Annotated in this window: 28 protein-coding genes and 1 pseudogene; 20 read left to right on the top strand and 9 right to left on the bottom strand. The window is 71.0% G+C overall.

Annotation, left to right across the window (positions count from 1 at the left end; all coding sequences use genetic code 11):
* Window positions 1-29: 29 nt before the first annotated feature.
* Window positions 30-1,220: a zinc-dependent alcohol dehydrogenase gene (locus LX88_RS40330; protein ID WP_258953016.1), complete on the bottom strand. Its 1,191-nt coding sequence runs from the start codon at window positions 1,218-1,220 to the stop codon at window positions 30-32.
* 113 nt (window positions 1,221-1,333) lie between these two features.
* On the opposite strand from LX88_RS40330, the gene LX88_RS40325 reads away from it, so the two are divergent.
* Both LX88_RS40325 and LX88_RS40320 read left to right on the top strand, forming a co-directional pair.
* Complete coding sequence (locus tag LX88_RS40325; RefSeq protein WP_258953015.1) at window positions 1,334-2,023, top strand: HemK2/MTQ2 family protein methyltransferase; 690 nt, start codon at window positions 1,334-1,336, stop codon at window positions 2,021-2,023.
* Window positions 1,965-2,192: a CDGSH iron-sulfur domain-containing protein gene (locus LX88_RS40320; protein ID WP_258953014.1), complete on the top strand. Its 228-nt coding sequence runs from the start codon at window positions 1,965-1,967 to the stop codon at window positions 2,190-2,192. The genes LX88_RS40325 and LX88_RS40320 overlap by 59 nt, the downstream gene beginning before the upstream one ends.
* Here the strand turns inward: LX88_RS40320 and LX88_RS40315 are convergent.
* Both LX88_RS40315 and LX88_RS40310 read right to left on the bottom strand, forming a co-directional pair.
* Window positions 2,114-3,103: an iron-containing redox enzyme family protein gene (locus tag LX88_RS40315; RefSeq protein WP_258953013.1), complete on the bottom strand. Its 990-nt coding sequence runs from the start codon at window positions 3,101-3,103 to the stop codon at window positions 2,114-2,116. The two genes, LX88_RS40320 and LX88_RS40315, sit on opposite strands and share 79 nt — an antisense overlap.
* A 7-nt stretch (window positions 3,104-3,110) precedes the next feature.
* Window positions 3,111-4,100 carry a carboxylate-amine ligase gene (locus tag LX88_RS40310; protein WP_258953012.1) on the bottom strand — a complete coding sequence of 330 codons (990 nt, stop codon included), beginning with the start codon at window positions 4,098-4,100 and terminating at the stop codon, window positions 3,111-3,113.
* Between the two features lie 84 nt (window positions 4,101-4,184).
* On the opposite strand from LX88_RS40310, the gene LX88_RS40305 reads away from it, so the two are divergent.
* A complete protein-coding gene (locus LX88_RS40305) occupies window positions 4,185-4,586 on the top strand; it encodes a hypothetical protein (RefSeq protein WP_258953011.1) in 402 nt (133 codons plus the stop codon).
* A gap of 251 nt (window positions 4,587-4,837) precedes the next feature.
* The gene (locus tag LX88_RS44090) at window positions 4,838-5,425 is read left to right on the top strand and encodes a transglycosylase family protein (RefSeq protein WP_307791977.1); all 588 of its coding nucleotides are present in this window, start codon (window positions 4,838-4,840) and stop codon (window positions 5,423-5,425) included.
* A gap of 40 nt (window positions 5,426-5,465) precedes the next feature.
* Here LX88_RS44090 and LX88_RS40290 read toward each other — a convergent pair whose 3' ends face one another.
* From LX88_RS40290 to LX88_RS40280, 3 genes are read right to left on the bottom strand one after another with little or no spacing between them, the layout of a single operon-like run.
* Window positions 5,466-6,788 carry a calcium:cation antiporter family protein gene (locus tag LX88_RS40290; RefSeq protein ID WP_258953010.1) on the bottom strand — a complete coding sequence of 441 codons (1,323 nt, stop codon included), beginning with the start codon at window positions 6,786-6,788 and terminating at the stop codon, window positions 5,466-5,468.
* 4 nt (window positions 6,789-6,792) lie between these two features.
* Window positions 6,793-7,005, bottom strand: a complete 213-nt coding sequence (locus LX88_RS40285) for a DUF2795 domain-containing protein (protein WP_258953009.1) — start codon at window positions 7,003-7,005, stop codon at window positions 6,793-6,795.
* A 38-nt stretch (window positions 7,006-7,043) separates the two neighbouring features.
* Window positions 7,044-7,730 carry an ankyrin repeat domain-containing protein gene (locus tag LX88_RS40280; protein WP_258953008.1) on the bottom strand — a complete coding sequence of 229 codons (687 nt, stop codon included), beginning with the start codon at window positions 7,728-7,730 and terminating at the stop codon, window positions 7,044-7,046.
* 48 nt (window positions 7,731-7,778) lie between these two features.
* Between LX88_RS40280 and LX88_RS40275 the strand changes: the two genes are divergently transcribed.
* Window positions 7,779-8,192: a hypothetical protein gene (locus LX88_RS40275; RefSeq protein ID WP_258953007.1), complete on the top strand. Its 414-nt coding sequence runs from the start codon at window positions 7,779-7,781 to the stop codon at window positions 8,190-8,192.
* A gap of 31 nt (window positions 8,193-8,223) precedes the next feature.
* Here the strand turns inward: LX88_RS40275 and LX88_RS40270 are convergent, their stop codons facing one another.
* A complete protein-coding gene (locus tag LX88_RS40270; protein WP_258953006.1) occupies window positions 8,224-9,180 on the bottom strand; it encodes a threonine ammonia-lyase in 957 nt (318 codons plus the stop codon).
* Between the two features lie 168 nt (window positions 9,181-9,348).
* Here LX88_RS40270 and modA point away from each other — a divergent pair, with 168 nt between their 5' ends.
* The 10 genes from modA to LX88_RS40220 all read left to right on the top strand — a co-directional run bounded on the left by modA (window position 9,349) and on the right by LX88_RS40220 (window position 18,558).
* Window positions 9,349-10,125 carry a molybdate ABC transporter substrate-binding protein gene (gene modA / locus LX88_RS40265; protein WP_258953005.1) on the top strand — a complete coding sequence of 259 codons (777 nt, stop codon included), beginning with the start codon at window positions 9,349-9,351 and terminating at the stop codon, window positions 10,123-10,125.
* Window positions 10,122-10,919 (top strand): molybdate ABC transporter permease subunit, encoded by a 798-nt coding sequence (modB, locus tag LX88_RS40260; RefSeq protein WP_258953004.1) that lies wholly within the window; start codon window positions 10,122-10,124, stop codon window positions 10,917-10,919. The genes modA and modB overlap by 4 nt, the downstream gene beginning before the upstream one ends.
* Window positions 10,916-11,962: an ABC transporter ATP-binding protein gene (locus LX88_RS40255; RefSeq protein WP_258953003.1), complete on the top strand. Its 1,047-nt coding sequence runs from the start codon at window positions 10,916-10,918 to the stop codon at window positions 11,960-11,962. Before modB ends, LX88_RS40255 begins: the two co-directional genes overlap by 4 nt.
* Window positions 11,963-12,191: 229 nt before the next feature.
* The gene (locus tag LX88_RS40250) at window positions 12,192-12,323 is read left to right on the top strand and encodes a hypothetical protein (protein ID WP_256237061.1); all 132 of its coding nucleotides are present in this window, start codon (window positions 12,192-12,194) and stop codon (window positions 12,321-12,323) included.
* Complete coding sequence (locus tag LX88_RS40245; protein WP_258953002.1) at window positions 12,323-13,414, top strand: YeiH family protein; 1,092 nt, start codon at window positions 12,323-12,325, stop codon at window positions 13,412-13,414. The genes LX88_RS40250 and LX88_RS40245 overlap by 1 nt, the downstream gene beginning before the upstream one ends.
* A gap of 67 nt (window positions 13,415-13,481) precedes the next feature.
* The gene (locus LX88_RS40240) at window positions 13,482-14,111 is read left to right on the top strand and encodes a hypothetical protein (protein ID WP_258953001.1); all 630 of its coding nucleotides are present in this window, start codon (window positions 13,482-13,484) and stop codon (window positions 14,109-14,111) included.
* Window positions 14,108-15,274 carry a PrsW family intramembrane metalloprotease gene (locus LX88_RS40235; RefSeq protein ID WP_258953000.1) on the top strand — a complete coding sequence of 389 codons (1,167 nt, stop codon included), beginning with the start codon at window positions 14,108-14,110 and terminating at the stop codon, window positions 15,272-15,274. The genes LX88_RS40240 and LX88_RS40235 overlap by 4 nt, the downstream gene beginning before the upstream one ends.
* A 58-nt stretch (window positions 15,275-15,332) precedes the next feature.
* Window positions 15,333-16,109: an HD domain-containing protein gene (locus LX88_RS40230; RefSeq protein ID WP_258952999.1), complete on the top strand. Its 777-nt coding sequence runs from the start codon at window positions 15,333-15,335 to the stop codon at window positions 16,107-16,109.
* A 68-nt stretch (window positions 16,110-16,177) separates the two neighbouring features.
* Window positions 16,178-17,476 (top strand): phenylacetate--CoA ligase PaaK, encoded by a 1,299-nt coding sequence (gene paaK / locus LX88_RS40225; protein ID WP_258952998.1) that lies wholly within the window; start codon window positions 16,178-16,180, stop codon window positions 17,474-17,476.
* 59 nt (window positions 17,477-17,535) lie between these two features.
* Window positions 17,536-18,558: an LLM class flavin-dependent oxidoreductase gene (locus tag LX88_RS40220; protein ID WP_258952997.1), complete on the top strand. Its 1,023-nt coding sequence runs from the start codon at window positions 17,536-17,538 to the stop codon at window positions 18,556-18,558.
* Between the two features lie 69 nt (window positions 18,559-18,627).
* Here the strand turns inward: LX88_RS40220 and LX88_RS40215 are convergent, their stop codons facing one another.
* The gene (locus LX88_RS40215) at window positions 18,628-19,383 is read right to left on the bottom strand and encodes an NYN domain-containing protein (RefSeq protein WP_090062323.1); all 756 of its coding nucleotides are present in this window, start codon (window positions 19,381-19,383) and stop codon (window positions 18,628-18,630) included.
* Between the two features lie 13 nt (window positions 19,384-19,396).
* Complete coding sequence (locus LX88_RS40210) at window positions 19,397-19,951, bottom strand: TetR/AcrR family transcriptional regulator (protein ID WP_258952996.1); 555 nt, start codon at window positions 19,949-19,951, stop codon at window positions 19,397-19,399.
* Between the two features lie 98 nt (window positions 19,952-20,049).
* Between LX88_RS40210 and LX88_RS40205 the strand changes: the two genes are divergently transcribed.
* The 5 genes and pseudogenes from LX88_RS40205 to LX88_RS44720 all read left to right on the top strand — a co-directional run bounded on the left by LX88_RS40205 (window position 20,050) and on the right by LX88_RS44720 (window position 22,382).
* The gene (locus tag LX88_RS40205; RefSeq protein ID WP_258952995.1) at window positions 20,050-20,940 is read left to right on the top strand and encodes a DMT family transporter; all 891 of its coding nucleotides are present in this window, start codon (window positions 20,050-20,052) and stop codon (window positions 20,938-20,940) included.
* A gap of 110 nt (window positions 20,941-21,050) precedes the next feature.
* Window positions 21,051-21,443 (top strand): hypothetical protein, encoded by a 393-nt coding sequence (locus LX88_RS40200; RefSeq protein ID WP_258953042.1) that lies wholly within the window; start codon window positions 21,051-21,053, stop codon window positions 21,441-21,443.
* 30 nt (window positions 21,444-21,473) lie between these two features.
* Window positions 21,474-21,917 (top strand): hypothetical protein, encoded by a 444-nt coding sequence (locus LX88_RS40195; RefSeq protein ID WP_258952994.1) that lies wholly within the window; start codon window positions 21,474-21,476, stop codon window positions 21,915-21,917.
* A gap of 136 nt (window positions 21,918-22,053) precedes the next feature.
* Window positions 22,054-22,161 (top strand): annotated as a pseudogene (locus LX88_RS44790) (hypothetical protein); the annotation flags it as partial.
* Window positions 22,131-22,382, top strand: a complete 252-nt coding sequence (locus LX88_RS44720; protein WP_372511524.1) for a zinc ribbon domain-containing protein — start codon at window positions 22,131-22,133, stop codon at window positions 22,380-22,382. The pseudogene LX88_RS44790 and the gene LX88_RS44720, both read left to right, overlap by 31 nt.
* Window positions 22,383-22,409 lie beyond the last annotated feature (27 nt).

The raw sequence follows: 22,409 nt of genomic DNA, 5'->3' as shown, positions 1-22,409 counted from the left end.
GATGCCCACCGTTTCGCTGAGGCGGCTTCTCAGCTCGCCGGTTGCAACAGGACCTTCTGTGCTCCGTGGAGCTTCTTCTGGAACATCTCGTAGGCGCGCGGTGCCTCGTGCAACGGCAACCGGTGGGTGGCGAAGTCGTCGACGCCGAGAGGGTCGTCGGTGCCGGAGAGCAGCGGCAGGATCTCGTCGACCCAGCGGCGCACGTTCGCCTGTCCCATGTGGAGCCTGACCTGCTTGTCGAACAGTTCCATCATGGGCATCGGGTCGATCATGCCGCCGTACACGCCGGACAGCGAGATCGTGCCGCCGCGCCGCACCGAGTCGATGGCGGCGTACAGCACGCTCAGCCGGTCGATGCCCGCCTTCTCGGTGATCAGCGCACCGGCGGCCTTCGGCAGCGCGGCCACCAGGTTGTGCGCGATCCGGGCCGCGGGTGCGCCGTGCGCCTCCATGCCCACCGCGTCGATGACGGAGTCCGCGCCCCGGCCCGAGGTGAGCGCGCGGACGGCGTCGCCGATGTCGTCGTGGTCGCGGGTGTCGAGCACCGTCGCGCCGTGCGCCTCGGCCCGCGCCAGGCGTTCGGACACGAGGTCGATCCCGATGACCTGTCCGGCGCCCTTGTGCAGGGCGACGCGGGCGCACATCTGCCCGATCGGCCCGAGGCCGAAGACGACGACGGAGCCGCCCGCCGGGATCTCGGCGTACTCGACCGCCTGCCAGGCCGTCGGCAGCACGTCGGACAGGTAGACGAACCGGTCGTCCGGTGGGCCGTCCGGCACCTTGATGGGCCCGTACTGCGCCTGGGGCACCCGCAGGTACTCGGCCTGGCCGCCGGGCACCTGCCCGTAGAGCTTCGTGTAGCCGAGCAGCGCCGCGCCCTTGCCCTGACTGGTGACCTGGGTCGTCTCGCACTGCGACTGCAGACCGCGGTCGCACATGAAGCAGTGGCCGCAGGAGATGTTGAACGGGACGACCACGCGGTCGCCGACCTTGAGCGAGGTGACCTCCGCTCCGACCTCCTCGACGACGCCCATCGGTTCGTGCCCCAGCACGTCGCCCTCGGTCATGAACGGGCCGAGCACCTCGTACAGGTGCAGGTCCGAGCCGCACACGCCGGTGGAGGTGACTCTGATGACGGCATCCGTCGGGGACTCGATCCGCGGATCGGGCACCGTGTCCACCCGGACGTCGCGCTTGCCGTGCCAGGTGACCGCCTTCATCGAGGCTCCTTCCAGAAAAAATCACAGTTGTGGGGCGGGTGCCCTCGCAATCGGCTCGCAAACACGTCGTTCGGGCTTGTTTCAAGGCGTTGTGGCAGGCCGATTCCACGTCTGTGATGTTGCTCAGGGCGCGGGGCGTGTACACGCCCCAAGACGACACCGCGCTTCTGCTCGAAGCGCTCCACGCGGCAGCGATCCCCAGGGGCGCCCGCGTTCTGGACATCGGGACCGGCACGGGCGCGCTCGCTTTGGCGGCCAGGAGAGCCGGTGCCGCCGATGTGACCGCCGTGGACGTTTCCCGGCGTGCCGTGTGGACGGCGCGGATCAACGCGGTGATGAACCGCACGCCGATCCGCGTACGGCAGGGCAACGTGCTCGACGTCGTGCGGAACGAGACCTTCGACCTGGTGCTGGCCAATCCGCCGTACGTGCCCGCGAACTGCGTCGCACGAGGACCGGCGAGGGCGTGGGACGCCGGGCTGGACGGCCGCGAGCTCCTGAACCCCTTGTGCAGCAGGTCGTTCGACCTGCTCGAACCCGGCGGCGTGCTGCTGATGGTCCACTCCGCACTGTGCGGAGTGGACCAGACGTTGCAGCAGTTGCGCGACTGCGGGCTGAAAGCCTCCGTCGTGCAACGGCGCCGGGTGCCGTTCGGGCCGGTGATGCGGTCCAGGACGGCGTTCCTGGAACAGCACGGCCTGATCGAGCCCGGGCAGCGAGACGAGGAACTGGTGGTGATCCGCGGTGACCGAAGCGCGCTCGCGCAGGGTGACGATCGTGCCGAACGGTCCCGTGCTGGTTGAGGGGCCGGTAGAACTCGTCACGGACGACGGCACGACGCACACCAGCGACAGGTTCGTCGTCGCGGTGTGCGCGTGCCGGCGCAGCAAGCGCTATCCGTTCTGCGACACGAGCCACCGCAAGCGGGTCCGCAGTGACGACTCGCCCGAGTCCCAGGACGACAGCAGGTGAGCGCCGAGCCGTGACTCGAGGTGTTCCGTCGCTTGGACGCCGAAGACGACGTCGGCCCTGAGCGACGGTTCCTGCTCCAGCAACGAGCCGATGACGTCGTTGCGCATGATCTGCTCGTGCACGGCGTCGGCCTCGATGTGCTCGGTGAAGAACTCGACGCATCGCGGGTCGGCGCCCAGACGCTCCAATGCTTGTGCCATGCGCCGCGCGCTCGGCGCCGTCGTGATCTCGGCCGCGGCGAAGTGGCCGACCAGGGCGCCGCGCAACGACCGGTGCAGGCCGAACAGCGACATCATGTTGACGATCGCGATGGAGGGCGCCGGCACGTCGTCGAGGTAGTGCAGGTAGCCGGAGGACATCCCCGCGCCCTCGAGCAGGTCGGCGTAGAGCCGGGAGTGCATGCGGTCGGCCCGTCCGCCGCCGAACTCGTCGAACTCCACGGCCACCAGCGCGGCCTTCGCCCTGCCCCGCAACCGGGGGATGACCCACGCGTGCGGGTCGGCTTCCTTGTGGTGGTACACCGAACGGTGCGCGAAGTACTCGCACATCTGGTCCCAGGTCCCGTTGTCGCGCAGGTGGTGTGACACCCCGCTGCCGGGAACGTGCTCGACCAGCAGGTCTCCCAGGGTGGCGTCGACGTCCTCGCCACCGTCCACGTCGGACCGGAGCTGCTCGAGGAAGACGTTCTCGATCCGCGCCCTCAGCCGCAGCAGTTCGGGATCCCACTCCCAGGCCGGGTGCACGCCGTCGAAGCCGCCGTAATGCAGTTCGTACAACGTGTGCAGGGCGATGGTCAGGTCCTCGCCGTACGGGTCGGCGTCGGAGAAGTCGATGGCGCGTCCGTCCGGGTCGCCCTTCAGAGTGGCGACGACCTGCTCGGACAGAGGGCCGCGTGGCGATGGTAGTTGCACTCAGGAGTCATACCCGCGCGGCGACCAGCTCACGCACGAGTGCCAGTTCACCGCGCTCCTCCAGTGCGGGCGTCACGTGCTCGACCATGGTGTCCAGCAGCACGGTGGCGGGCACCCGGCACTCGCGCCACGGGTCGACCCCGGCGCCGTCGATGCCGTACCTGGAGGCCGTCCACACGGCGGCGGCGAGCACGTCGTCGCGCACCGCGGGAGGTTTCACGCCTTTCTGGACGTCCTCATGGGCGGCGTGCACGAGAGCTCGCGACAGCGCGGCCTGCAGCATCGCGCCGTCGACGTCCGCGGTGGTGTCCGCGGCGCGGAACTCCACGGTCGGCAGCCGGGACGCCAGCCGCACGAGCCAGAACGACTGCGCCGCGTCCACGAGCGTGCCGCAGGTCACCATTCGGGCGACGTGGTCGTCGTAGTCCCGCGCGTCGCGGAACAGCGGGGGCACACCCGAACCGGGAAACCTCGACTGCAGCACCATCCGCCAGCTCGCGTAGCCGTGATCGGGGGAGTTGGCGGACAGGGCCAGCAGGATCGGCAGCCACGGCCGCACGTGGTTCAGCACGGCCACCGCGGTCTCGCGGTCCGGCACACCGACGTGCACGTGGCAGCCGCACGCCTCGTAGTCCTCGACGACCCCCGCGTACGTGTCGAGGACGCGGTGGAACCGTGCGCCGTTCGCGATGACCGAATGCGTCGCGGCCTTGACCGGCGTGCCACGGGAGATCAGCTCCAGCCCCTCCGCGCGTGCGGCGTCGGTGAGCATCGAGCGAGCCTCCGCGAGCGCCTCTCCCAGCGCGGCCACGCCGGTGCACGGCCCGGTCGCCGCCTCCACCTGGGTTCCGGCCAGCTCCGCGTGGAACTTCGTCAGCTCGGTGTCCCGCACCCGCGCCAGCACGGCGTGAGCGCGCATCACCGTCCGCTGGGAAGCAGCGTCGACGAGCAGGAACTCCTCTTCCACCCCGACCGTGTCGGCGCACGCATCCGGCAACTGCCCATCTCCGCTCTCTCGGACGACGCCGCCGGAGTACCCGCGCGGGATAGGGGTGAACCACAACGGGGTACACGGCCCGGTATGGACGACAAGACGATCGAGGCGCTCGGCAAGCTCCGCAAGGCCCTGGAGACCACCGAACGGGCCCGAGGTCACCTGTACTCGTTCCACCAGCTCACCGGCACCGCCGACTTCGAGCTCGGTGACGCGGTCGCGGCGCTGCGCGAGGCGGGGCACGCGGAGCACGCGGACCGCGTGCAACGGGAGCTGCTGGGCCGCAACGTCCTTCCTGGACGGTGGACCTTCCAGATCGTCGAGGAGTACGACGACATGTACCACGACGTGTTCCGCGATGTCGAGCGCGCCGTGCGGAACGACCTGGCCGACGGCGAGCGGCACGGCTTCGAGAAGCAGCTCAAGCGCGAGCGCCAGCGGCTCAGCGCCGCCGCGTACTCCGAGAACCGCGGAAGGACCGACCGGTGAGCCGAGACGTGTTTTCGGCCGTTTACACACCGATTCCGGGATCTCGACCTATCGGGTGATCTTGCCCGCCTCCGGGCGTGCGGAACCGGCGCGACGTTCCTACGTTCCTGCCAGCGGTCGTGAGACCGCCGCACCACCAGGGTTCGCCGTTCGCTCACCTGTCCAGCGGCACGCCCTGTCCATGCCATGGACGAATTCCTCGTCGGACGGGCGCCCTCGCGGGCGAGAGCGGGACGGGGTGCAAAAGGGACATGCGTCATCTTCGTGGCAACTTCACCGGTCGCGCCGTGCTCATCGCCTTCTCCGCGGCGGCCCTCGTCACAACAGGCGGCTCGATCGCCTCAGCCTCCGCCCCGGTCGACTGGGACCGCATCGCGCAGTGCGAGAGCGGCAACAACTGGTCGACCAACACCGGAAACGGCTACTACGGCGGACTCCAGTTCAGCCAGTCGACCTGGCAGGCCAACGGCGGCTCCGGCCACGCCCACCAGGCTTCCCGCGAGGAGCAGATCCGCGTCGCGGAGAACGTTCTGCGGACCCAGGGGATCGGAGCGTGGGGCACGTGCGGACGACGTGCCGCCGGCACCGCGCAACCAGTGCGCCAGAGGCAGCTCCCGGTCCCGGCCGGTCGCAAGGCCGCGTCGCGCGTGGTGCCGCTGGCCGCGCCGTCCACGAGCAACCCCGACGGTGACTACACGGTCAAGTCCGGTGACACGCTGAGCAGCATCGCCGAGGAGCTGCGCGTCGACGGGGGCTGGCAGGCGCTGGTGGCCAAGAACGCCCGGTTCCTGACGAACCCGGACCTCATCAGGCCGGGCGACAAGATCGCGACGAAGTGACGTCCGGCGCGGGGCCTGTCCTGCGACAGGCCCCGCGCCGTCACGAGGACCGGTTCGCGAGTTCGGGCAACGGGGTCACCACTCCGTCGCGCGCGGTGCGGGCGCCGATGTGCCTGCGACGCACCAGTTGCCCGACCGCCAGCACGACGTAGAGCCCGGACAGCACGAGGATCACCACGCGGTTGGCTGCGTCGGACAGCGTGACGCTGGCGGTGAACTGGGCGGCGAACAGGACGAACAGGGTCGTGGCGCCGATCGTGGTGAGACCGAGGTTCGCGAGGATGCTCACCGCGAACAACGACTGGGTGGCGGTGATCAGCAGCTCAAGGCGCTGGTGCCCGTCCAGCGGCAGGCCGTGGGTGCTGCCGCTGGAGATCGCGAACACGATCGGGATGGTGCCCACCAGCAGCGTCCACTGGTTGACCTTGCTGGACAGCAGCGTGCCGAGCGAGTGCGAGGCCATCAGCCGGGCGGCGTAGAGGCAGGCGACGATCAGCTCCGGCGACTCGCTCGCGAGCGGCGCCACCCACTGCACCAGCAGGAACTCGTCCACGCCGAGACTCTTCCCGGAGTCCACGAGGTTCTCGGCGAAGTGCTCGGCCGTCGCGAGGATGACGACGCCGGCGAAGGTGAACATGCCGACCACCCACCAGCGGCGCGGCCGCCGGTCCTGCCGGCCCACCCACTCGGACACGCCGAGCAGGGTCGGTTCCTCCACGGGTGCCTTGGACAGCCGCCAGGCGTAACCGGCGAAGATGGCGAGGAAGACCGCGGCGTCGACCATGGTGAGCGACGTGCGCAGCGGCAGGGTCAGCGAGTACAGGGTGGCCAGGGCGAGGAACACGACCTCCACCGACATGACCGGTGCGAGCGCGATCCGTCCCTCGTGGGTCGACGCGCTCTCCCGGTGCGCCCGCCGGACGGCGAGCGCACCGACGAGCACGACCAGGGGCCAGCCGAACCCGACGAGCACCCGGTTGGCACCGGTCATGTTCGCGAGCGCGAGCGAACACGGGTCCGCCTCGCCGGGAGGCGGCACGCAGGTGCCCTCACGGGCGAACTCCTGCCCCGCCTCGAAGGTGAACACCAGGTCCACCGCGTACTCGGGCAGCACCGCCACGAGTGCGAGCAGGGCGATGGCCAGTCCGGCGCTGACGTCCACCTGAGCGGCCTCGGCGGCCCAGGCGAGCACGAACGCCGCACCCACGATGGCGATGCCGAACACCAGGGCCGCCAGCGGGGGAGCGACGTCGGGATGCGGCCACCCCAGGTACTCCGCCGCGCCGAGGTAGCTCCCCGGAAGTGCGGCGAGCGCGGCGAAGGGGAGGCGTGCCGGGAAACGGCGCCGTTCGTCGTCCGTCAAGGGGTCACGACCGGGTCGTGCCGGACGGCAGCGCGTCCAGCACCTCGGACGGGGAGGAATAGCGGCGGTGGGGGAGGTGGTGCAGCCGGCGGCGGACGTCGGTGCCGAGGTCGTGCACTTCCGCGCAGATGACGATGCGCACCTTGTCGGCCGGATAGGACAGTTCGTCCAGCACCTGGCGCAACTCGGTCTCCTTGTCGTCCTCCGCTGTCTTCATGTCAGCCGAGTACCCAGCACTGAAGTGCGAAAACCAGCTCAGCGATCGCGCAGCCACGCCGCGAGGTCGTCGAAACCGTTGCGCACAGCGGCATCCAGCGGCGTGACGTGTTCCCACGGCGGCACCCGGTGCACGTCCGCGCCCAGCGCCAGCAGACGCTCCGCGCACGCCCGCTGACCGCCGTGACACGCGCCCCAGAACGCGACGTCCACGTCATCCGGAGTGGCGCCGGCGAGAAGGGCGTCGAGCCGGTCGGACAGCCCGAGCGTCGCCGCGTCGGTGAGCGTGACCGCCGCACCCCGCTCGACGAGCCGGCGCGCCGCACGCCACTGGGCGAAGGCCCGCGCGTCGGCCAGCGGGGTACCGCCGCCGATCACCGCTCCGTCGGCGTCGATGTCCGCGCCCGCGTCGAGGAGCGCGTCGAGCACCTTCACGTCATCGGCGCTGGCGGCCCAGTGGAGCGGCGTCTCGCTGTGCGAGCCCTGGAACCGTGCGTTGACATCGGCTCCTGCCGCGACCAGCACCGCCACGGTCTGTGCACCGCGTGGGCAGTTCGCGGGCCAGTCCGTCAGCACGTGCAGCAGCGTCCGTGCGTTTCGTTGCTCGTCGACGATCCGCGCGGACGCCAGGCCGTCGTTGTCCGCCAGCAGCTGCTGCAACGCGTGGAGGTCGCCGTCGCGGACAGCGGTGGTGACGGTCAGGGCCAGCGGGTCGTCGTGTCGCACTGTCGTCCTCCGCGGTCTGGACGGACAAGGCGTGAAAGGCTCACGTCCGTGGCTGCTGAAACCGATGTAGGAGAACTGTTGCACCAGCGCGGCTGGCGCACCGCGTTCACGGTGGAAGAAAGGGTGCGTGCGTGGGCGGCCCTGGTAGGCGTCATCGAGCGCGGCTACCGTGACGACGTCCACGAGTACACCAACGACCTCTACTGCCGGAACTGGCTGCACGAGGCCTGGCTCTTGCTGGACGACCACGTCGTCCAGCTGTGGACCCCGCAGATCAAAGCTCTGGACGACCGGTACGAAGCCGCGACAACCGACGATGACGGCCAGGCTCTCGGTCGGTTTCACGAGCTGCCAGGCCCGGACCTGTGGTGGTGGCGGCGTCACCCCCGCGTCCTCACCGGAGACCTCGGGCGTTCGCTTCGTTCGGCCGGCGCCGTCGGCACCGATCCGGACGCAGCGTGACCCTCGGCCTCTTCGGACCGCCGCGCAACCCTTAGGAGTTCGTCCAGCGGACCATGTCCGCCAAGGTCACGTTCCCGCCGCACACCACGACGCCCAGCCGCGCGCCGGGACCGACCCGTTCGAGCACGGCGGGCGCGGCCGCCACCAGGCACCCGGCGGCGGGCTCGGCCCACACCTTCTGCGTCTCGGCCAGCGTGACCGACCCCCGCACGGCGTCCGCGTCGGACACCACCAGAACGTCCTCGACCAGCGCGACGGCGTGGTCGTACGTCAGCTGCGACACGTGCGGTGCCGAGAGGGTCGAGACGATCGACGTGGGCGCGATCTCCACCGGACCGCCAGCGGCGAGCGCGCGGTGCATCGCGTCCGCGCCCTCGACCTCGACACCCCACACGCGCACGCCGGGCACGAGCGCGTGGAACGCCGTCGCGACGCCCGCGATGAACCCGCCGCCGCCGACGCTCACCAGCACGTCGGTGACGTCCGGCGCGTCGGTCGCGAACTCCAGGCCCGCGGTGCCCTGCGCGGCGGCCACGATCGGGTCGTCGTAGGGGTGCACGAGCGTCGCGCCCGCCTCGACCAGGTCGTTGAGCAGCGCGAACGCCGCCGCCAGGCCGTCGGTGAGCCGCACGTCCGCACCGGACGCCCGAGCGAGCTCGACCGAGCGCGCCGGCGCCGTGGAGGGCATCACGATGGTGGCGGCCACGCCGAGTTCGTTCGCGGCGGCGGCCAGCGCGATCCCGTGGTTGCCGCCGCTGACCCCGACCACGCCGGCCGCCCGCGCCTCGGCGGACAGCGAGAGGATCTTCGCGAACGCGCCGCGTGTCTTGAACGAACCGCTGCGCTGCAACAGTTCCAGCTTCACCGTCGTCGGGACGCCCAGGAGCGCGGACAGACCCGGCGAGGGGAGTGTGGGCGTGCGCAGCACCCGTCCGTCGAGCACCTCGGCCGCGGCCCGGACGTCGTCGATGGTCAGCAGCTCCGCCATGGCCCCACCCTAGGGTGCGCCGGACGGCTCGCTCGTCACGGGAGGTCGCATCTGCGATCCGCAGAAGCTCCTCCGGGGTGACCATTGCATCCGCAGAAGCGGAACCTAAGATGGCGGTGTGCCGAATCTGCGGGTTGGCACGGCGTCGACCGCCGGGAGGCTCGGACCATGTCCAGGATCAGCGTGCTCGTGGCCGTCTCGGCCGCGCTGGTGCTCGCGGGGTGCGGCTCCGGCGGCCGGACGGCCACCTCGTCGGGCTCGGAGACGGTCACGGGGAACGTCACCGTGTTCGCGGCGGCGTCGCTGACCGAGACGTTCACCCGGCTGGGCGAGGACTTCGAGGAGGCCAACCCCGGCACGAAGGTCAGGTTCAACTTCGGCGGCAGCTCGGCGCTCGCGCAGCAGCTCGGCCAGGGCGCGCCCGCCGACGTGTTCGCGAGCGCCGCTCCTGCGAACATGAAGCAGGTGACCGACACGAAGACGATCACGGACACCCCGAGGACGTTCGCGAGGAACAGGCTCGCCATCGTGGTGCCGAAGGGCAACCCCGGCGGCATCTCGCGACTCGCGGACTTCGCCGACGCCGGCAAGAAGATCGCGCTGTGCGCGGAGCAGGTGCCGTGCGGTGCCGCGTCGAAGAAGGTCTTCGAGCTCGCCGAGGTCACGCCCGCGCCGGACACGCTGGAGCAGGACGTCAAGGCTGTGCTCACCAAGGTCTCGCTCGGTGAGGTCGACGGTGCGCTGGTCTACCAGACCGATGTGAAGGCCGCGGGCGACGAGGTCGAGGGCGTCGAGTTCGCCGAGTCCGCGCAGGCGGTCAACGACTACCCGATCGCCGCGCTGGCCAAGGCACCCAACGCCGTGACCGCCCAGGCCTTCGTGGACTTCGTGCTGTCCGACAAGGGCCGGGCGGTGCTGAGCGCGGCCGGGTTCGACAACCCGTGACGCGCAACCGGGTGCGCGGACGGCTGCCGGTCGTCCTGGTCCTTCCCGCCGTGATCGGCCTGGCGTTCCTGCTGGTGCCGCTCGTCGGTCTGCTCGTCAAGACGCCGTGGACGTCACTGTCCACTTCGCTCAGTGCCGAAGTCGGTGAGGCGCTGCGGTTGTCGCTGATCTGCGCCTCGCTGGCGACGGTGCTGTGCCTGTTCCTCGGCATCCCGCTGGCCTGGCTGCTGGCGCGGTCCGGGTTGCCGGGACGGGGATTCCTGCGTGCGCTCGTCACCGTGCCGCTCGTGCTGCCACCGGTCGTCGGTGGTGTCGCGCTGTTGCTGGTGCTGGGCCGGCGCGGGCTGATCGGCGAGCACCTCGACGCCTGGTTCGGCATCTCGCTGCCGTTCACCACGGCCGGGGTCGTCGTCGCGGAGGCGTTCGTGGCCATGCCGTTCCTGGTGATCTCGGTGGAGGGCGCGCTGCGGGCCGCCGATCCGCGCTACGAGGAGGCGGCGGCCACGCTGGGTGCCTCCCGGTGGCTGACGTTCCGGCGGGTGACGCTGCCGTCGGTGCTGCCGGGTGTGGTGGCGGGGGCGGTGCTGTGCTGGGCGCGGGCGCTGGGGGAGTTCGGGGCGACGATCACGTTCGCGGGCAACTTCCCTGGTGAGACGACGACCATGCCGCTCGCGGTCTACCTCGCCCTGGAAACGGATCCGGACGCGGCGATCGTGCTGAGCGTGGTGCTGCTGCTGGTGTCCGTCGGTGTGCTGGCCGGTCTGCGCGACCGGTGGATCAGCGGGCCGACGTGACCCTGCACGCGGACCTGCGCGTCACGCGCGGCACCTTCAGCCTCGACCTCGGCCTGACGATCGCACCGGGCGAGGTCGTCGCACTGCTCGGCCCGAACGGCGCCGGCAAGTCCACCGCGCTCCGTGCACTTGCGGGCCTGCTGCCGTTGACGTCCGGGCACATCACCGTCGGCGAGTCCACCTGGGACGGTGCGGACGAGTTCCTGCCCGCCGAGAAACGGCCGATCGGCGTGGTGTTCCAGGACTACCTGCTCTTCGCGCACATGTCCGCGCTGGAGAACGTCGCGTTCGGCCTCAGAGCCCGTGGCACGCGCCGGCACGAGGCACGGGCCGAGGCGGCGCGCTGGCTCGGACGGGTCGGGCTGGACGGCTACGCGCAGACCAGGCCGCGCTCGTTGTCGGGCGGGCAGGCGCAACGCGTCGCGCTGGCCCGTGCCCTGGCCACCGGCCCGAGCCTGCTGCTGCTCGACGAACCGCTCGCCGCCCTGGACGCGAGCACCCGCCTGCAGGTCCGCTCGGAACTGGGCCGGCACCTCGCGGACTTCGGCGGTCACACGCTGCTGGTCACGCACGACCCGTTGGACGCCATGGTGCTGGCCGACCGGCTGGTGATCCTGGAAGACGGCCGCGCGGTGCAGACGGGGCCGCCGGCGGAGGTCGCCCGCCAGCCGCGCACCGACTACGTCGCCAACCTCGTCGGCCTGAACTTCTACCGCGGCACCGCGTCGGGCACCGAGGTCGGCCTGGACGGTGGCGGCACGCTCACGATCCCGCGGCCGGTCGACGGTCCGGTGCACGTCGTGTTCCCGCCGAACGCCGTGAGCCTGCACGCCGAACGGCCGGGGGGAAGCCCGCGCAACGTCTGGCCGGTCACGGTCGACGCGATCGAACAGCACGCGCACACCACCCGCGTCCGCCTGGACGGCGCGCCGAACGTGCTCGCGGACATCACCACCGCCACGCTCGCCGACCTGCGGCTGCGCCCAGGAGACGCGTTGTGGGCGGCGGTGAAGGCGACCGAGACCCACGTCTACCCGGCCTGACCGCTTCACAGCCGCGGACGTCGTTGTCCCGCAACCTCTCCGGCCCGCTCACCTGACGGCCGAACGGTTCGCGTGGCGCACCCTGCCGAACCCCGCGCATCTCCGGCAGTTCGCTGTCGGCGCAGACCCGGTGCGCGGCGGCTGACCGTTCCACATCGCGGGAGCCCTTGCCGCTGCTGGTGTTCTGCTCCGACCATTGCCGCCACCACCGAGCGGATGGAGGGGCGGCATGAGCGCGGAGGAAGGCGTCGACCGCGAACGCGGGCTCGCGTTGAACGAGGACTGGGCGGCGACGATCGCCGGTCTGGTGCTGCTGGCACTGGTGCTGGCGCGGATCGTGCCCGGCTGGCTGGTGCCGTGATGACGGAAGTCCAGACGCGGCAACGGTCCCAGGTGCTGTGGGCGGCCGGAGGTGTCGCGGTCGTCGTGGTGCTGGCCGCGCTGACCCGGTACCTGGAACAGCAGGTGCCGGTGTTCGCCAAGGGAACCTGGCTCGGCGGCGTCGCGAAGAGCGTCGAGTACCCGGTCTACGCGATCCTGCTGGGACTGCTGGGAAACGCGGTGCTGACCGGGCTCGGGTTCCGCGACCGGCTCGCCGCCGGGTTCCGCACCGAGTTCTTCATCAAGACCGGTCTGGTGCTGCTGGGCGCGTCGATCAACTTCGCGGTGATCGTCAAGGCGGCCGGACCGGCCATCGCCCAGGCGTTCCTGCTGATCACGCTGGTGTTCGGCTTCACGTGGTGGCTGGGCGGCAAGCTCGGCATCGACGCGAAGCTGCGGGCCCTGCTGGCCTCGGCGGTGTCGATCTGCGGCGTGAGCGCGGCCATCGCGGCGGCCGGCGCGGTGCAGGCCCGCCGCGAACAGCTCGCGTACACGGCGAGCATGGTCATCATCTTCGCGCTGCCCTCCATCTTCCTGCTGCCACTGGCCGTGGACGCGCTGAACCTGCCCACCGCGGTGGCGGGCGCGTGGATCGGCGGCAACATCGACACCACCGCCGCCGTCAGCGCGGCGGGCGCGATCGTCGGCGAGGAGGCGTTGCAGATCGCGACGATCGTCAAGACGACGCAGAACGCGTTGCTCGGCGTCGTCGCGGTCGCGCTGACGGCCTACTTCGCGCTGAAGGTCGAGCGCACCGGCGAGGCGAAGGTCAGCGGCCGCGCGCTGTGGGAGCGGTTCCCCAAGTTCGTGCTCGGCTTCCTGGCGGCGTCGGTCGTGGCGACGGTGTTCCTGGAGTCCGGTGGCGACAAGACCCTCATCACGACGGTCAACGACCTGCGCACGCTGTTCCTGATCCTGGCGTTCGTCTCCATCGGACTGGAGTTCCGGGTCGCGCCGCTGCGGGAGGCGGGGTGGAGGCCGATCGGGGTGTTCGCCAGCGCCACGGTGTTCAACCTGCTGGTGGGCCTGGGGCTGGCGAGCGTGTTGTTCGCGGGCTTCAGCAGCAGTTAGCTCGTCGTGCCGGGTGCGGTCGTCTGTGGTCGAGTGTTCACGGTCGCGACCGTGGAAGGGGCACCGGATGACGGACACAGCACCGCCGGGGTGGGTGCCGGTCGAGCACCGGTTCCTCGGACTGGACCGGCGGACGTTCGCGCCCGCCCTCGGCGTCCTGGCCGTGGCGCTGCTGCTCCTCTACGGGCTGCCCGCCCTGAACGCCGCGATCCCGTGGCGCAGCGAGATCCGTGCGGGCGACGTCCTCGACCTCGGTGACGGCGCGACCGCCGTGCCGCCGGTGGGCTGGCAGCTCGAAGCCGGCACCCTGACCGGCACCGGATCGGTGGCGCCGGCGAGCCTGCAGGTCCGGCTCACGACCGGCGGCGCGACGATCGCGGTGGTCGGCGCGTCGTTCGACGGCACCGCGGACGCCTTCCTCGACCAGGTCCTGCGGTCGGAGGGCGGTGCGACGGGCGTCGACGGCTCGCGCGGCACGGTGACGACCGCGTCCGGCCTGGTCGGTGTCGCCCTGGCCAGCACCGGGCCGACGGGGGACGGGCTCGACGTCGCGTTCAAGATGGCGAGCGCGGCCGGAGAGGCCGAGGGCGCACCCGCGTTGCTGGTCAGGGTGCGCACCACACCGGGACAGTTCGAACGCCGGCAAGAGGTCGTGGGGACCTTCCTGCGCAGCGTCACCCCGGGAGCGGTCCGATGACGACGTTCGAGGCGCGGACCGCGCAGCTCGCCGCGATCGAGGAGTCGGGCTGGGGCCAGCCGTTCCGGCTGGTCCAGCCGCGCAACCTGGCGTTCTGGGTCTACCTGCTGGGCGTCGGCGGCGGCGCACTGGCGGTGGTGCGCTACTTCGGTCCCGGCGCGCACTTCTACCGTCCGGCGCTGACCGGCGGCGTGCTGCTGTTCGGCCTCTACCTCGTGCCGTGGCTGCTGCTCCTGCGCCACCAGAACCGCTACACCGCGCAACCGGCCACCCTCCTCGCGGCCGCGTTCGCCTGGGGTGGCCTGGCCGCGACGTTCTGGATCGCCCTGCCCGCCAACACCGCGCTGCTGGAGATCTGGACGAAGCTGGGCGGCACGGCCTTCGCCTCCGACTGGGCCGCCGGACTCACCGCGCCGATCAACGAGGAGTTCGGCAAGGCACTCGGCCTGGTGTTGCTGATCGGCCTCGCTCCGAGGCTGGTGCGCGGCGCCTACGACGGCTTCATCATCGGCGCGTTCATCGGCCTGGGCTTCCAGGTCTTCGAGGACGTGCTGTACGTCTACAACGGAGCGGCGCAGACCTTCGGCACCGACCAGCTCGGCTCGTCGTTCCAGATCTTCGTGCTCCGCGGCGTGGCCGGAATCGTGTCGCACGCGCTGTTCAGCGCCATCTTCTGCGCCGGGCTCATGTGGGTCCTCGGCCGCACCCCAGGCGAGCGCAACGTGCCCCGCGGCGTCCTCACCATGCTCGCCGCCCTGGTGTTCCACTTCGCGTGGGACGACATGGCGGGGCTGAGCGGTGGCATCGGTACCGTGGCGGTCGTGCTGCCGTTCGTGATCGCGGCCGTCGAGCTGATCACCCTGTTCTACGTCCTGCGGCACGCGGCCCGGCAGGAGCGGACCTGGATCCGTCAGCTGCTGCGACCGGAGGCGGACGCCGGCGTCCTCGACCCCGCGTTGCTCGGGGCGGTCAGCGGCCTGCGCAGGGACCGCAAGGCGTTCCGCAAGCTGGTGCACGGCCGGCGCAGGGCACGGCACCTGCTGGAAGGGGCGTCCGACCTCGCCCGCGAACTCGCCCGGTCGCGCGGGGCCGAGACGAGTGAGGTCGCCCATGCGCGCGCCGAACTGCTTCGCCTGCGCGGCGGCGGCCAGGTCCCCATGTGATCCACACCCCGTAGGACGACGGTGGCCGAGGCGGTTCGCCAGAGCTTACGGTGGACGGGTGACGACCACGGCGGAGGTTGTGAGCCAGGCGGACGAGAAGATCCGGCGTCTGGAGTCCCAGCTGGTTCGCGAGTTCGGCGACGTGCCACCGAGCCTCGTGCACGAGTGGATCGAACGGGCGCGAGCGCGGTTCGGCGGCGCGCGGCTGCAGGACTACGTGCCGTTGTTCGTGGCCCGTGAGGTGCGGGCGTCGGCGCGGGCGTTCCCGGTCGAGGCGACGGCGGGGACGTACCTGTCGACCTGGGCGCGCAACACCGCCCGCCGCCTGCTCGCCGCCGAACTGCCACGGCGCTGGGCGCACACGGCCGGTGTGGCGCGCCGGGCCGAACACGTGGCGCGCGTCCTGCCGGAACAGGAACGCGAGCTGCTCGTCGCCGCGGCCTGGGTGCACGACATCGGCTACGCCGCCGAGGTGCACGACACCGGCCTGCACTCGCTCGACGGGGCGCGGTACCTGCGCCGGGCGGGCGTGTCGGAACGGATCTGCGGCCTGGTCGCGCACCACTCCGGCGCGTCGGCCGTCGCCGAGCTCGTCGGGCTGGCGGGCGACCTGGGGGAGTTCCCGGACCACCGCGGCCGCCTGCGGGACGCGCTCTGGTACTGCGACATGAGCACCGGCCCCGACGGCAGCCCGACGACGGTGCAGGGCAGGCTCGCCGAGATCCGGCAGCGCAGGGGACCGGACGACCCGGTGGTCCGCGCTCTCGCCATGAACGGCGACGAACGCCTCGCCGCGGTCCGGCGCACCCACCGGCTGCTCCGCCGGGCCGCCTGAGCCGGGCCGCCTGAGCCGGGCCGCCTGAGCCGGGCCGCCTGAGCCGGGCGGTCGTCTACGGTGGCGGCATGCTGGACCTGAGCCCGCGGCCGGGCGACCTGGAGGCCGTCGAGACCGCCTCGATCGACGAGCTGCGGGCGTTGCAGCTCGAACGGCTGCAGTGGTCGGTCCGCCACGCCTACGAGAACGTGCCGCACTACCGCGCCTCCCTCGACGCGAGCGGCGTGCACCCCGGCGACGTGAAGTCGCTTTCGGACCTCGCGAAGCTGCCCTTCACGACCAAGGCCGACCTGCGGGACAACTACCCGTTCGGCATGTTCGCCGTTCCGCGCACCGAGGTCGCCCGCGTGCACGCCTCGTCGGGGACGACCGGCAAGCCGACCGTCGTCGGCTACACCAAGGCCGACCTGGACACGTGGGCGCACGTCGTGGCGCGCAGCATCCGCGCCGCGGGCGGCCGGGCCGGGCACGTCCTGCACAACGCCTACGGCTACGGGCTGTTCACCGGTGGGCTGGGCGCGCACGCGGGCGCGGAACTGCTGGGCTGCACGGTCGTCCCGGTGTCCGGCGGCATGACCGAGCGCCAGGTCCAGCTGATCCGCGACTTCGAGCCGGACGTCATCATGGTGACGCCGTCGTACATGCTCTCGATCATCGACGAGATGGAGCGGCAGGGCGTCGACCCGCGCTCCACCTCGTTGAAGGTCGGCGTCTTCGGCGCGGAGCCGTGGACGAACGACATGCGCCACGAGATGGAACGCCGCCTCGACATGCACGCGGTGGACATCTACGGCCTCTCCGAGGTGATCGGGCCGGGTGTGGCGAGCGAGTGCGTCGAGACCAAGGACGGCCTGCACGTCTGGGAGGACCACTTCTACCCGGAGGTCATCGACCCGGTCACCGGCGAGGTGCTGCCCGACGGCGAGGAGGGCGAGCTCGTCTTCACCTCGCTGACCAAGCAGGCGATGCCGATCATCCGCTACCGCACCCGCGACCTGACCCGCCTGCTGCCGGGCACCGCGCGGAGCATGCGCCGGATCGAGAAGATCACCGGCCGCACCGACGACATGATCATCCTGCGCGGCGTGAACCTGTTCCCGACCCAGATCGAGGAGCTGATCCTGCGCGTTCCGGCGCTGTCGCCGCACTTCCAGTGCGTCCTGAGCCGCACGGGCAACCTCGACGACCTGACCGTGCTCGTGGAGCACCGCGAGGACGCCGCGGCCGGCGACGCGGGGGAGGAGCTGCGGCGGCTGGTGAAGAACTCGATCGGCGTCACCGTCGCGGTGGACGTCGTCGCGCCGGGTGGGATCGAGCGGTCCGTCGGCAAGATGAAGCGGATCGTGGACCGCAGGCCGAAGCGCTGATCAGCACGTGACGCACGAGTCACGAGCATTTACTTGAACGTTGAACTATCTTGGACGGCATGAAGAAGATCGGTTTTCTGTCGTTCGGGCACTGGACGGACAGCCCGCACTCGCAGACGAGGTCGGCGGCCGACACGTTGCTGCAGTCGATCGACCTGGCCGTGGCCGCCGAGGAGCTGGGCGCGGACGGTGCCTACTTCCGCGTGCACCACTTCGCGCGGCAGCTCGCCTCACCGTTCCCGCTGCTCGCCGCGATCGGCGCGAAGACCGACCGCATCGAGATCGGCACCGGCGTGATCGACATGCGCTACGAGAACCCGATGTACATGGCCGAGGACGCGGGCGCGGCCGACCTCATCTCCGGTGGGAGGCTGCAGCTCGGCATCTCCCGGGGATCGCCCGAGCAGGTCATCGACGGCTGGCGGCACTTCGGCTACGGCCCCGGTGAGGGCCAGACCGACGCCGACATGGCCCGCATGCACTCCGAGCTGTTCCTGAAGGTGCTGGAAGGCGGCGGCTTCGCCGAGCCCCACCCGCGCCCGATGTTCCCGAACCCGCCCGGCCTGCTGCGCCTCGAACCGCACGCACCGGGCCTGCGCGACCGCATCTGGTGGGGCGCGGCTTCCAACGGCACGGCGGCCTGGGCGGCGCAGCAGGGCATGAACCTGATGAGCTCGACGCTGAAGTTCGACGAGGGCGGCGCGCCGTTCCACGTGCAGCAGGCCGACCAGATCAGGGCGTTCCGCAAGGCCTGGACCGAGGCCGGCTGGGAGCACGAGCCGCGCGTCTCGGTGTCGCGCAGCATCTTCGCGCTCACCACGGACCTCGACCGCATGTACTTCGGCGGCGACGGCAAGAGCAAGGACTCGCTCGGGTTCATCGACGGGCCGCAGAAGGCGATCTTCGGCCGCTCGTACGCGGCCGAGCCCGACGTGCTGGTCGAGCAGCTGGCGGAGGACGAGGCGATCGCCGAGGCGGACACGCTGCTGCTGACCGTGCCGAACCAGCTCGGTGTCGAGTTCAACGTGCACGTCCTGGACAACATCCTGACGCACGTGGCACCGGCGCTGGGCTGGCGCTGACGAGACCTGACCCGTTCGTTCCGCGAACGGGCCAGCGATCTCTATTGCTTCAGTGTTGACCGAAAGAAGTCACCGACGGCGGTCCCGCACGTAGACCGCCGACTTCTTGCCCTGAACACGGCGGTCGACCTCGAACAGCGTCGTCGCGGTGATCAGGTCGCTGAGCTTCGAGTAGCCGTAGGTGCGGGAGTCGAACTCGGGGCGCTGCTTGGTGATGATGCTGCCGACCGCGGCGAGCGAGGCCCACCCGTCCTCGTCGGACGCCGCCTCGACGGCGTTGCGCAGCAGCTTGACCAGCGTGGTGTCGCCCTTGAGCTGGGCGACGGACACCGTCGACTTCCGCGCCATCGGCGTCTCGGCGGGGACCTCGGCCTCGGGGTAGGCGAGGTTCTCGACGTAGATGAACTTGTCGCAGGCCGCGACGAACGGCTTGGGCGTCTTGCGTTCGCCGAACCCGTAGACGGTGAGCCCGGACTCGCGCAGGCGTGCGGCGAGGCGGGTGAAGTCGGAGTCGCTCGAGACGATGCAGAAGCCGTCGAAGCGGTCGGAGTACAGCAGGTCCATCGCGTCGATGACCATCGCCGCGTCGGTCGCGTTCTTGCCCGTCGTGTAGGCGAACTGCTGGATCGGCTGGATCGACTGGGCCAGCAGGTGGTCCTTCCAGCCCTTCAGGTTGGTGCCGGTCCAGTCCCCGTACGCGCGCTTGACGTGCGCGGTGCCGTACTTGGCGATCTCGGCCAGCAGCGCCTCGGTGATCGAGGGCTGGGCGTTGTCCGCGTCGATCAGCACCGCGAGTTTGACGGCGCTCTCATTGGCAGTGGCCACGGTCGTTCGCCTTTCAGGTGTCCAGCAGCCGGCTGAGCCACGTCAGCGAGGCGGTGATCTGGTGCGGGGAGAGGCCGCGGCGCCGTTGTTCCTGGTAGATCTCGGGGGCCAGCGGTGCGAGCAGGACCTCGACCAGCCCTTCCGGGCCGGGCACGGCCGCGTCGCGCAGCAGCGTCAGCACGTGCAGCCGCCAGAAACCGTAGGCCCCCGTGCGGAACCGGGCGTCACCGGTCTCCGCTCCGAGCACCAGGTGCAGGTGCCGCTCCAGCAGGCCCGTCATGGCCGTGTAGAACGCCGCGAGGCGTTCGGAGGGCGGAGCCCCTGGTCCGAGAGGCGGCGGGCCGCCCATCAGCTGTTCCTGCAGGACGCGCTCGTGCTCGTCCAGCAGTGCGGCCGCGACGGAGGACGGGTCGGGGTAGCGGCGGTAGAGGGTGGCGCGGCCGACGCCGGCGGCGCGGGCGATCTCGTCCATCGTGACCTGGCGGGCGTCCTTGGCCGCGAACAGGTCCTCGGCGGCGGCCAGGACTCGCGCCCGGTTGCGCGCGGCGTCGGAGCGTTCCTTGGCCATGGGCGGATCGTACTCGATCATCGACTAACTGGACAGTGTGTCCACTTCATGCCTACCCTTGATTAGCGGACACAGTGTCCACTTACTTGGGGGTTGTCGTGTACTTGGTGCTTCTGGGCTCCGCGCTGCTCGTCGGATGCCTGCTCGCCGTCCAGGCGTCGGCGAACCTGCAGCTGACCAAGGCGGCCGGCACGCCGTACGGAGCGTCGGCGCTGCAACTCGGACTCGCCGCGGTGCTGCTCGCGGTGCTCGCCGCGGCGACCGGCACGATCGGGGCGGTGGCGCTGGTGCCCGGCGTCGAGCCGTGGCACCTGGCCGGCGGACTGGCCAGCCCGCTCTACATCACCAGCGGCATCCTGCTGTTCCCCAGACTCGGCGCGCTCGCCGCCGTGGGGCTCTTCGTGACCGGCCAGGTGTTCGCGTCCGTCGCGCTGGACCTGTTCGGCCTGCTCGGCGTGCCGCGGCAGCCGCTGTCCGCGGGCGTCGTGGCCGGTGCCGTGGCGGTGCTCGCGGGCATCACCGTGCTCTCCCGGCCGGTGCGGGCCACGCCGGCCGGCTGGATCGGGCTCGGCCTCGCGGCGGGCGCGGTGCTGCCCGTGCAGGGCGCGGTCAACGCCAGGCTGCGCGCCGACCTGCACGCGCCGATCGCCGTCGCCCTGGTCAGCTTCGCCGTCGCGACCCTGGCCATCGTGGTGGTGCTGCTGTTCGACCGCACCCCGGCGCCGAAGCCGGCACCGCTGGGGGCCATGCCGTGGTGGGGCTGGCTCGGTGCCGGGTGTGCCGCGGCCTACGTGACCGCGACGTTCCTGCTGATCCCGGAGATCGGTGCGGCGACCACGGTCGCGCTCACCGTCACCGGGCAGCAGATCGCGTCGGCGGTGATCGACCACTGTGGACTCTTCCAGATGCCGCGCAGGCCGCTCACCACCGCGCGGGTCACCGGCCTCGCGCTGCTCGTGGCGGGCTCGCTGCTCGTCCAGTTCGGGTGACCGGCGGTCCCGGGACGCGGTTGCGACACGATCGGCCAAAGCAACACGAACGCCCTGTTCCCGCATTACGGTGGTGTCGGGGAACAGGCGTGAGAGAGGCGGAACCGGGCGTGACGTCCTGGGTCGATGTGATCAACTATGTCCGGCTGCGGTACGAGGTGCTGGAGGAGACGGACGCCTGGCTGCGCTTCCGCCTCGACACCGGCGGCGCGCGGACCCAGCAGGTCTCCGTGCACCACCTGCCGGACCTCGGCGGAGCGGCGTGGGTGGAGATCTCCTCGCCGGTCGGCCGCGCCGCGGACGTCGACCTGAGCCGTTTCCTCGAGCTCGCGGGCGAGTCGCAGGTGGGCGGGGCGGCCGTGGTGGACGGCCTCGCGTTGCTCAAGCACGTGGTGCCGCTGGAGGACCTGAGCGTGCGGGAGGAGTTCGAGCGCCCGCTCACGTTGCTGGTCGGCCGCGCGGACGCCATCGAGCACTTGCTGACGAGCGGTGACGACTTCTGATGCTGTGGCTCAGCACGCCGCCTTTTTAGGGTGGACGCCGCGGACTGGGCCGGGCAGCAGGTGGCGGCGGTCCGCGACGACCCCGCCGGCCGCCTCGCGCTGATGGAGCGCTGCTATCACGGCCCGTTCGGCCAGGCGCCGCGGCATCTGCCGTTCCGCCGGGAGGCGAGGTCGTTCATGCGCTGGCAGCTGCGCCGCGGTGTGCTGCGGCCGGCGTCGCACCCGCGGCCCGGCAGCCCGTGGTGGCGTGCGGTGAACGAGCGCATCCTGCGCGACGGGTGTGAGGCGGTGGCCCTGAGCGGCGGCCTCGGTGGTTCGCCGTCGTCGCACTCGGCCGCCCAGTGGCTGGCCTTCGCGCGCAATCCGACGGCATCGGCGTGGTACCGCGCGCACAACGGCAGCGTGGTCGCCGCCTACCTGGAGCACCGCGACCTCGCGGCGGCGGAACGCGAGCCCGAGCGGTTCTTCATCTGATTTCCAAACCGGCGGATACCCCGGCGTTCACGCCGTGGAGGAGCCGCTCTGTCCGTAGGGGTAGACGGGACGTCACACGGTGGGCCGCTAGCATGAGAACCAGACGGTCGTGATCGAGGACCTCGGCGTGTGCAACATGGTTCGCAACCACAGCCTTGTCCGTGCGATCAGCGATGCCGCCTGGTCGGAACTGCGGACCATGCTGACCTGCAAATGCCAGTGGTACGGCCGCGAGTCGGTCGTGATCGATCGCTGGTACCCGAGTTCGAAGGTGTGCTCCGCGTGCGGAGCGCTCCAGGGCACAATGCCGCTCGGGTCCGGGAGTGGACGTGCCGTTGCGGAACCGTTCACGACCGGGATGTCAACGCGGCGATCAACATACGAGCGGCCGGGCTGGCCGTGCTCGCCTGTGGAGATGGTGTCAGACCAGTTCGTGCGCAAGCACGAGAAGGCGACTGTCGCTGAAGCAGGAACCCTCCCGGGCGACCGGGA

The organism is Lentzea californiensis (assembly GCF_024648825.1).
Classification (GTDB): Bacteria; Actinomycetota; Actinomycetes; order Mycobacteriales; family Pseudonocardiaceae; genus Lentzea; species Lentzea californiensis.
This window is presented reverse-complemented; position numbering and strand designations above follow the sequence as displayed.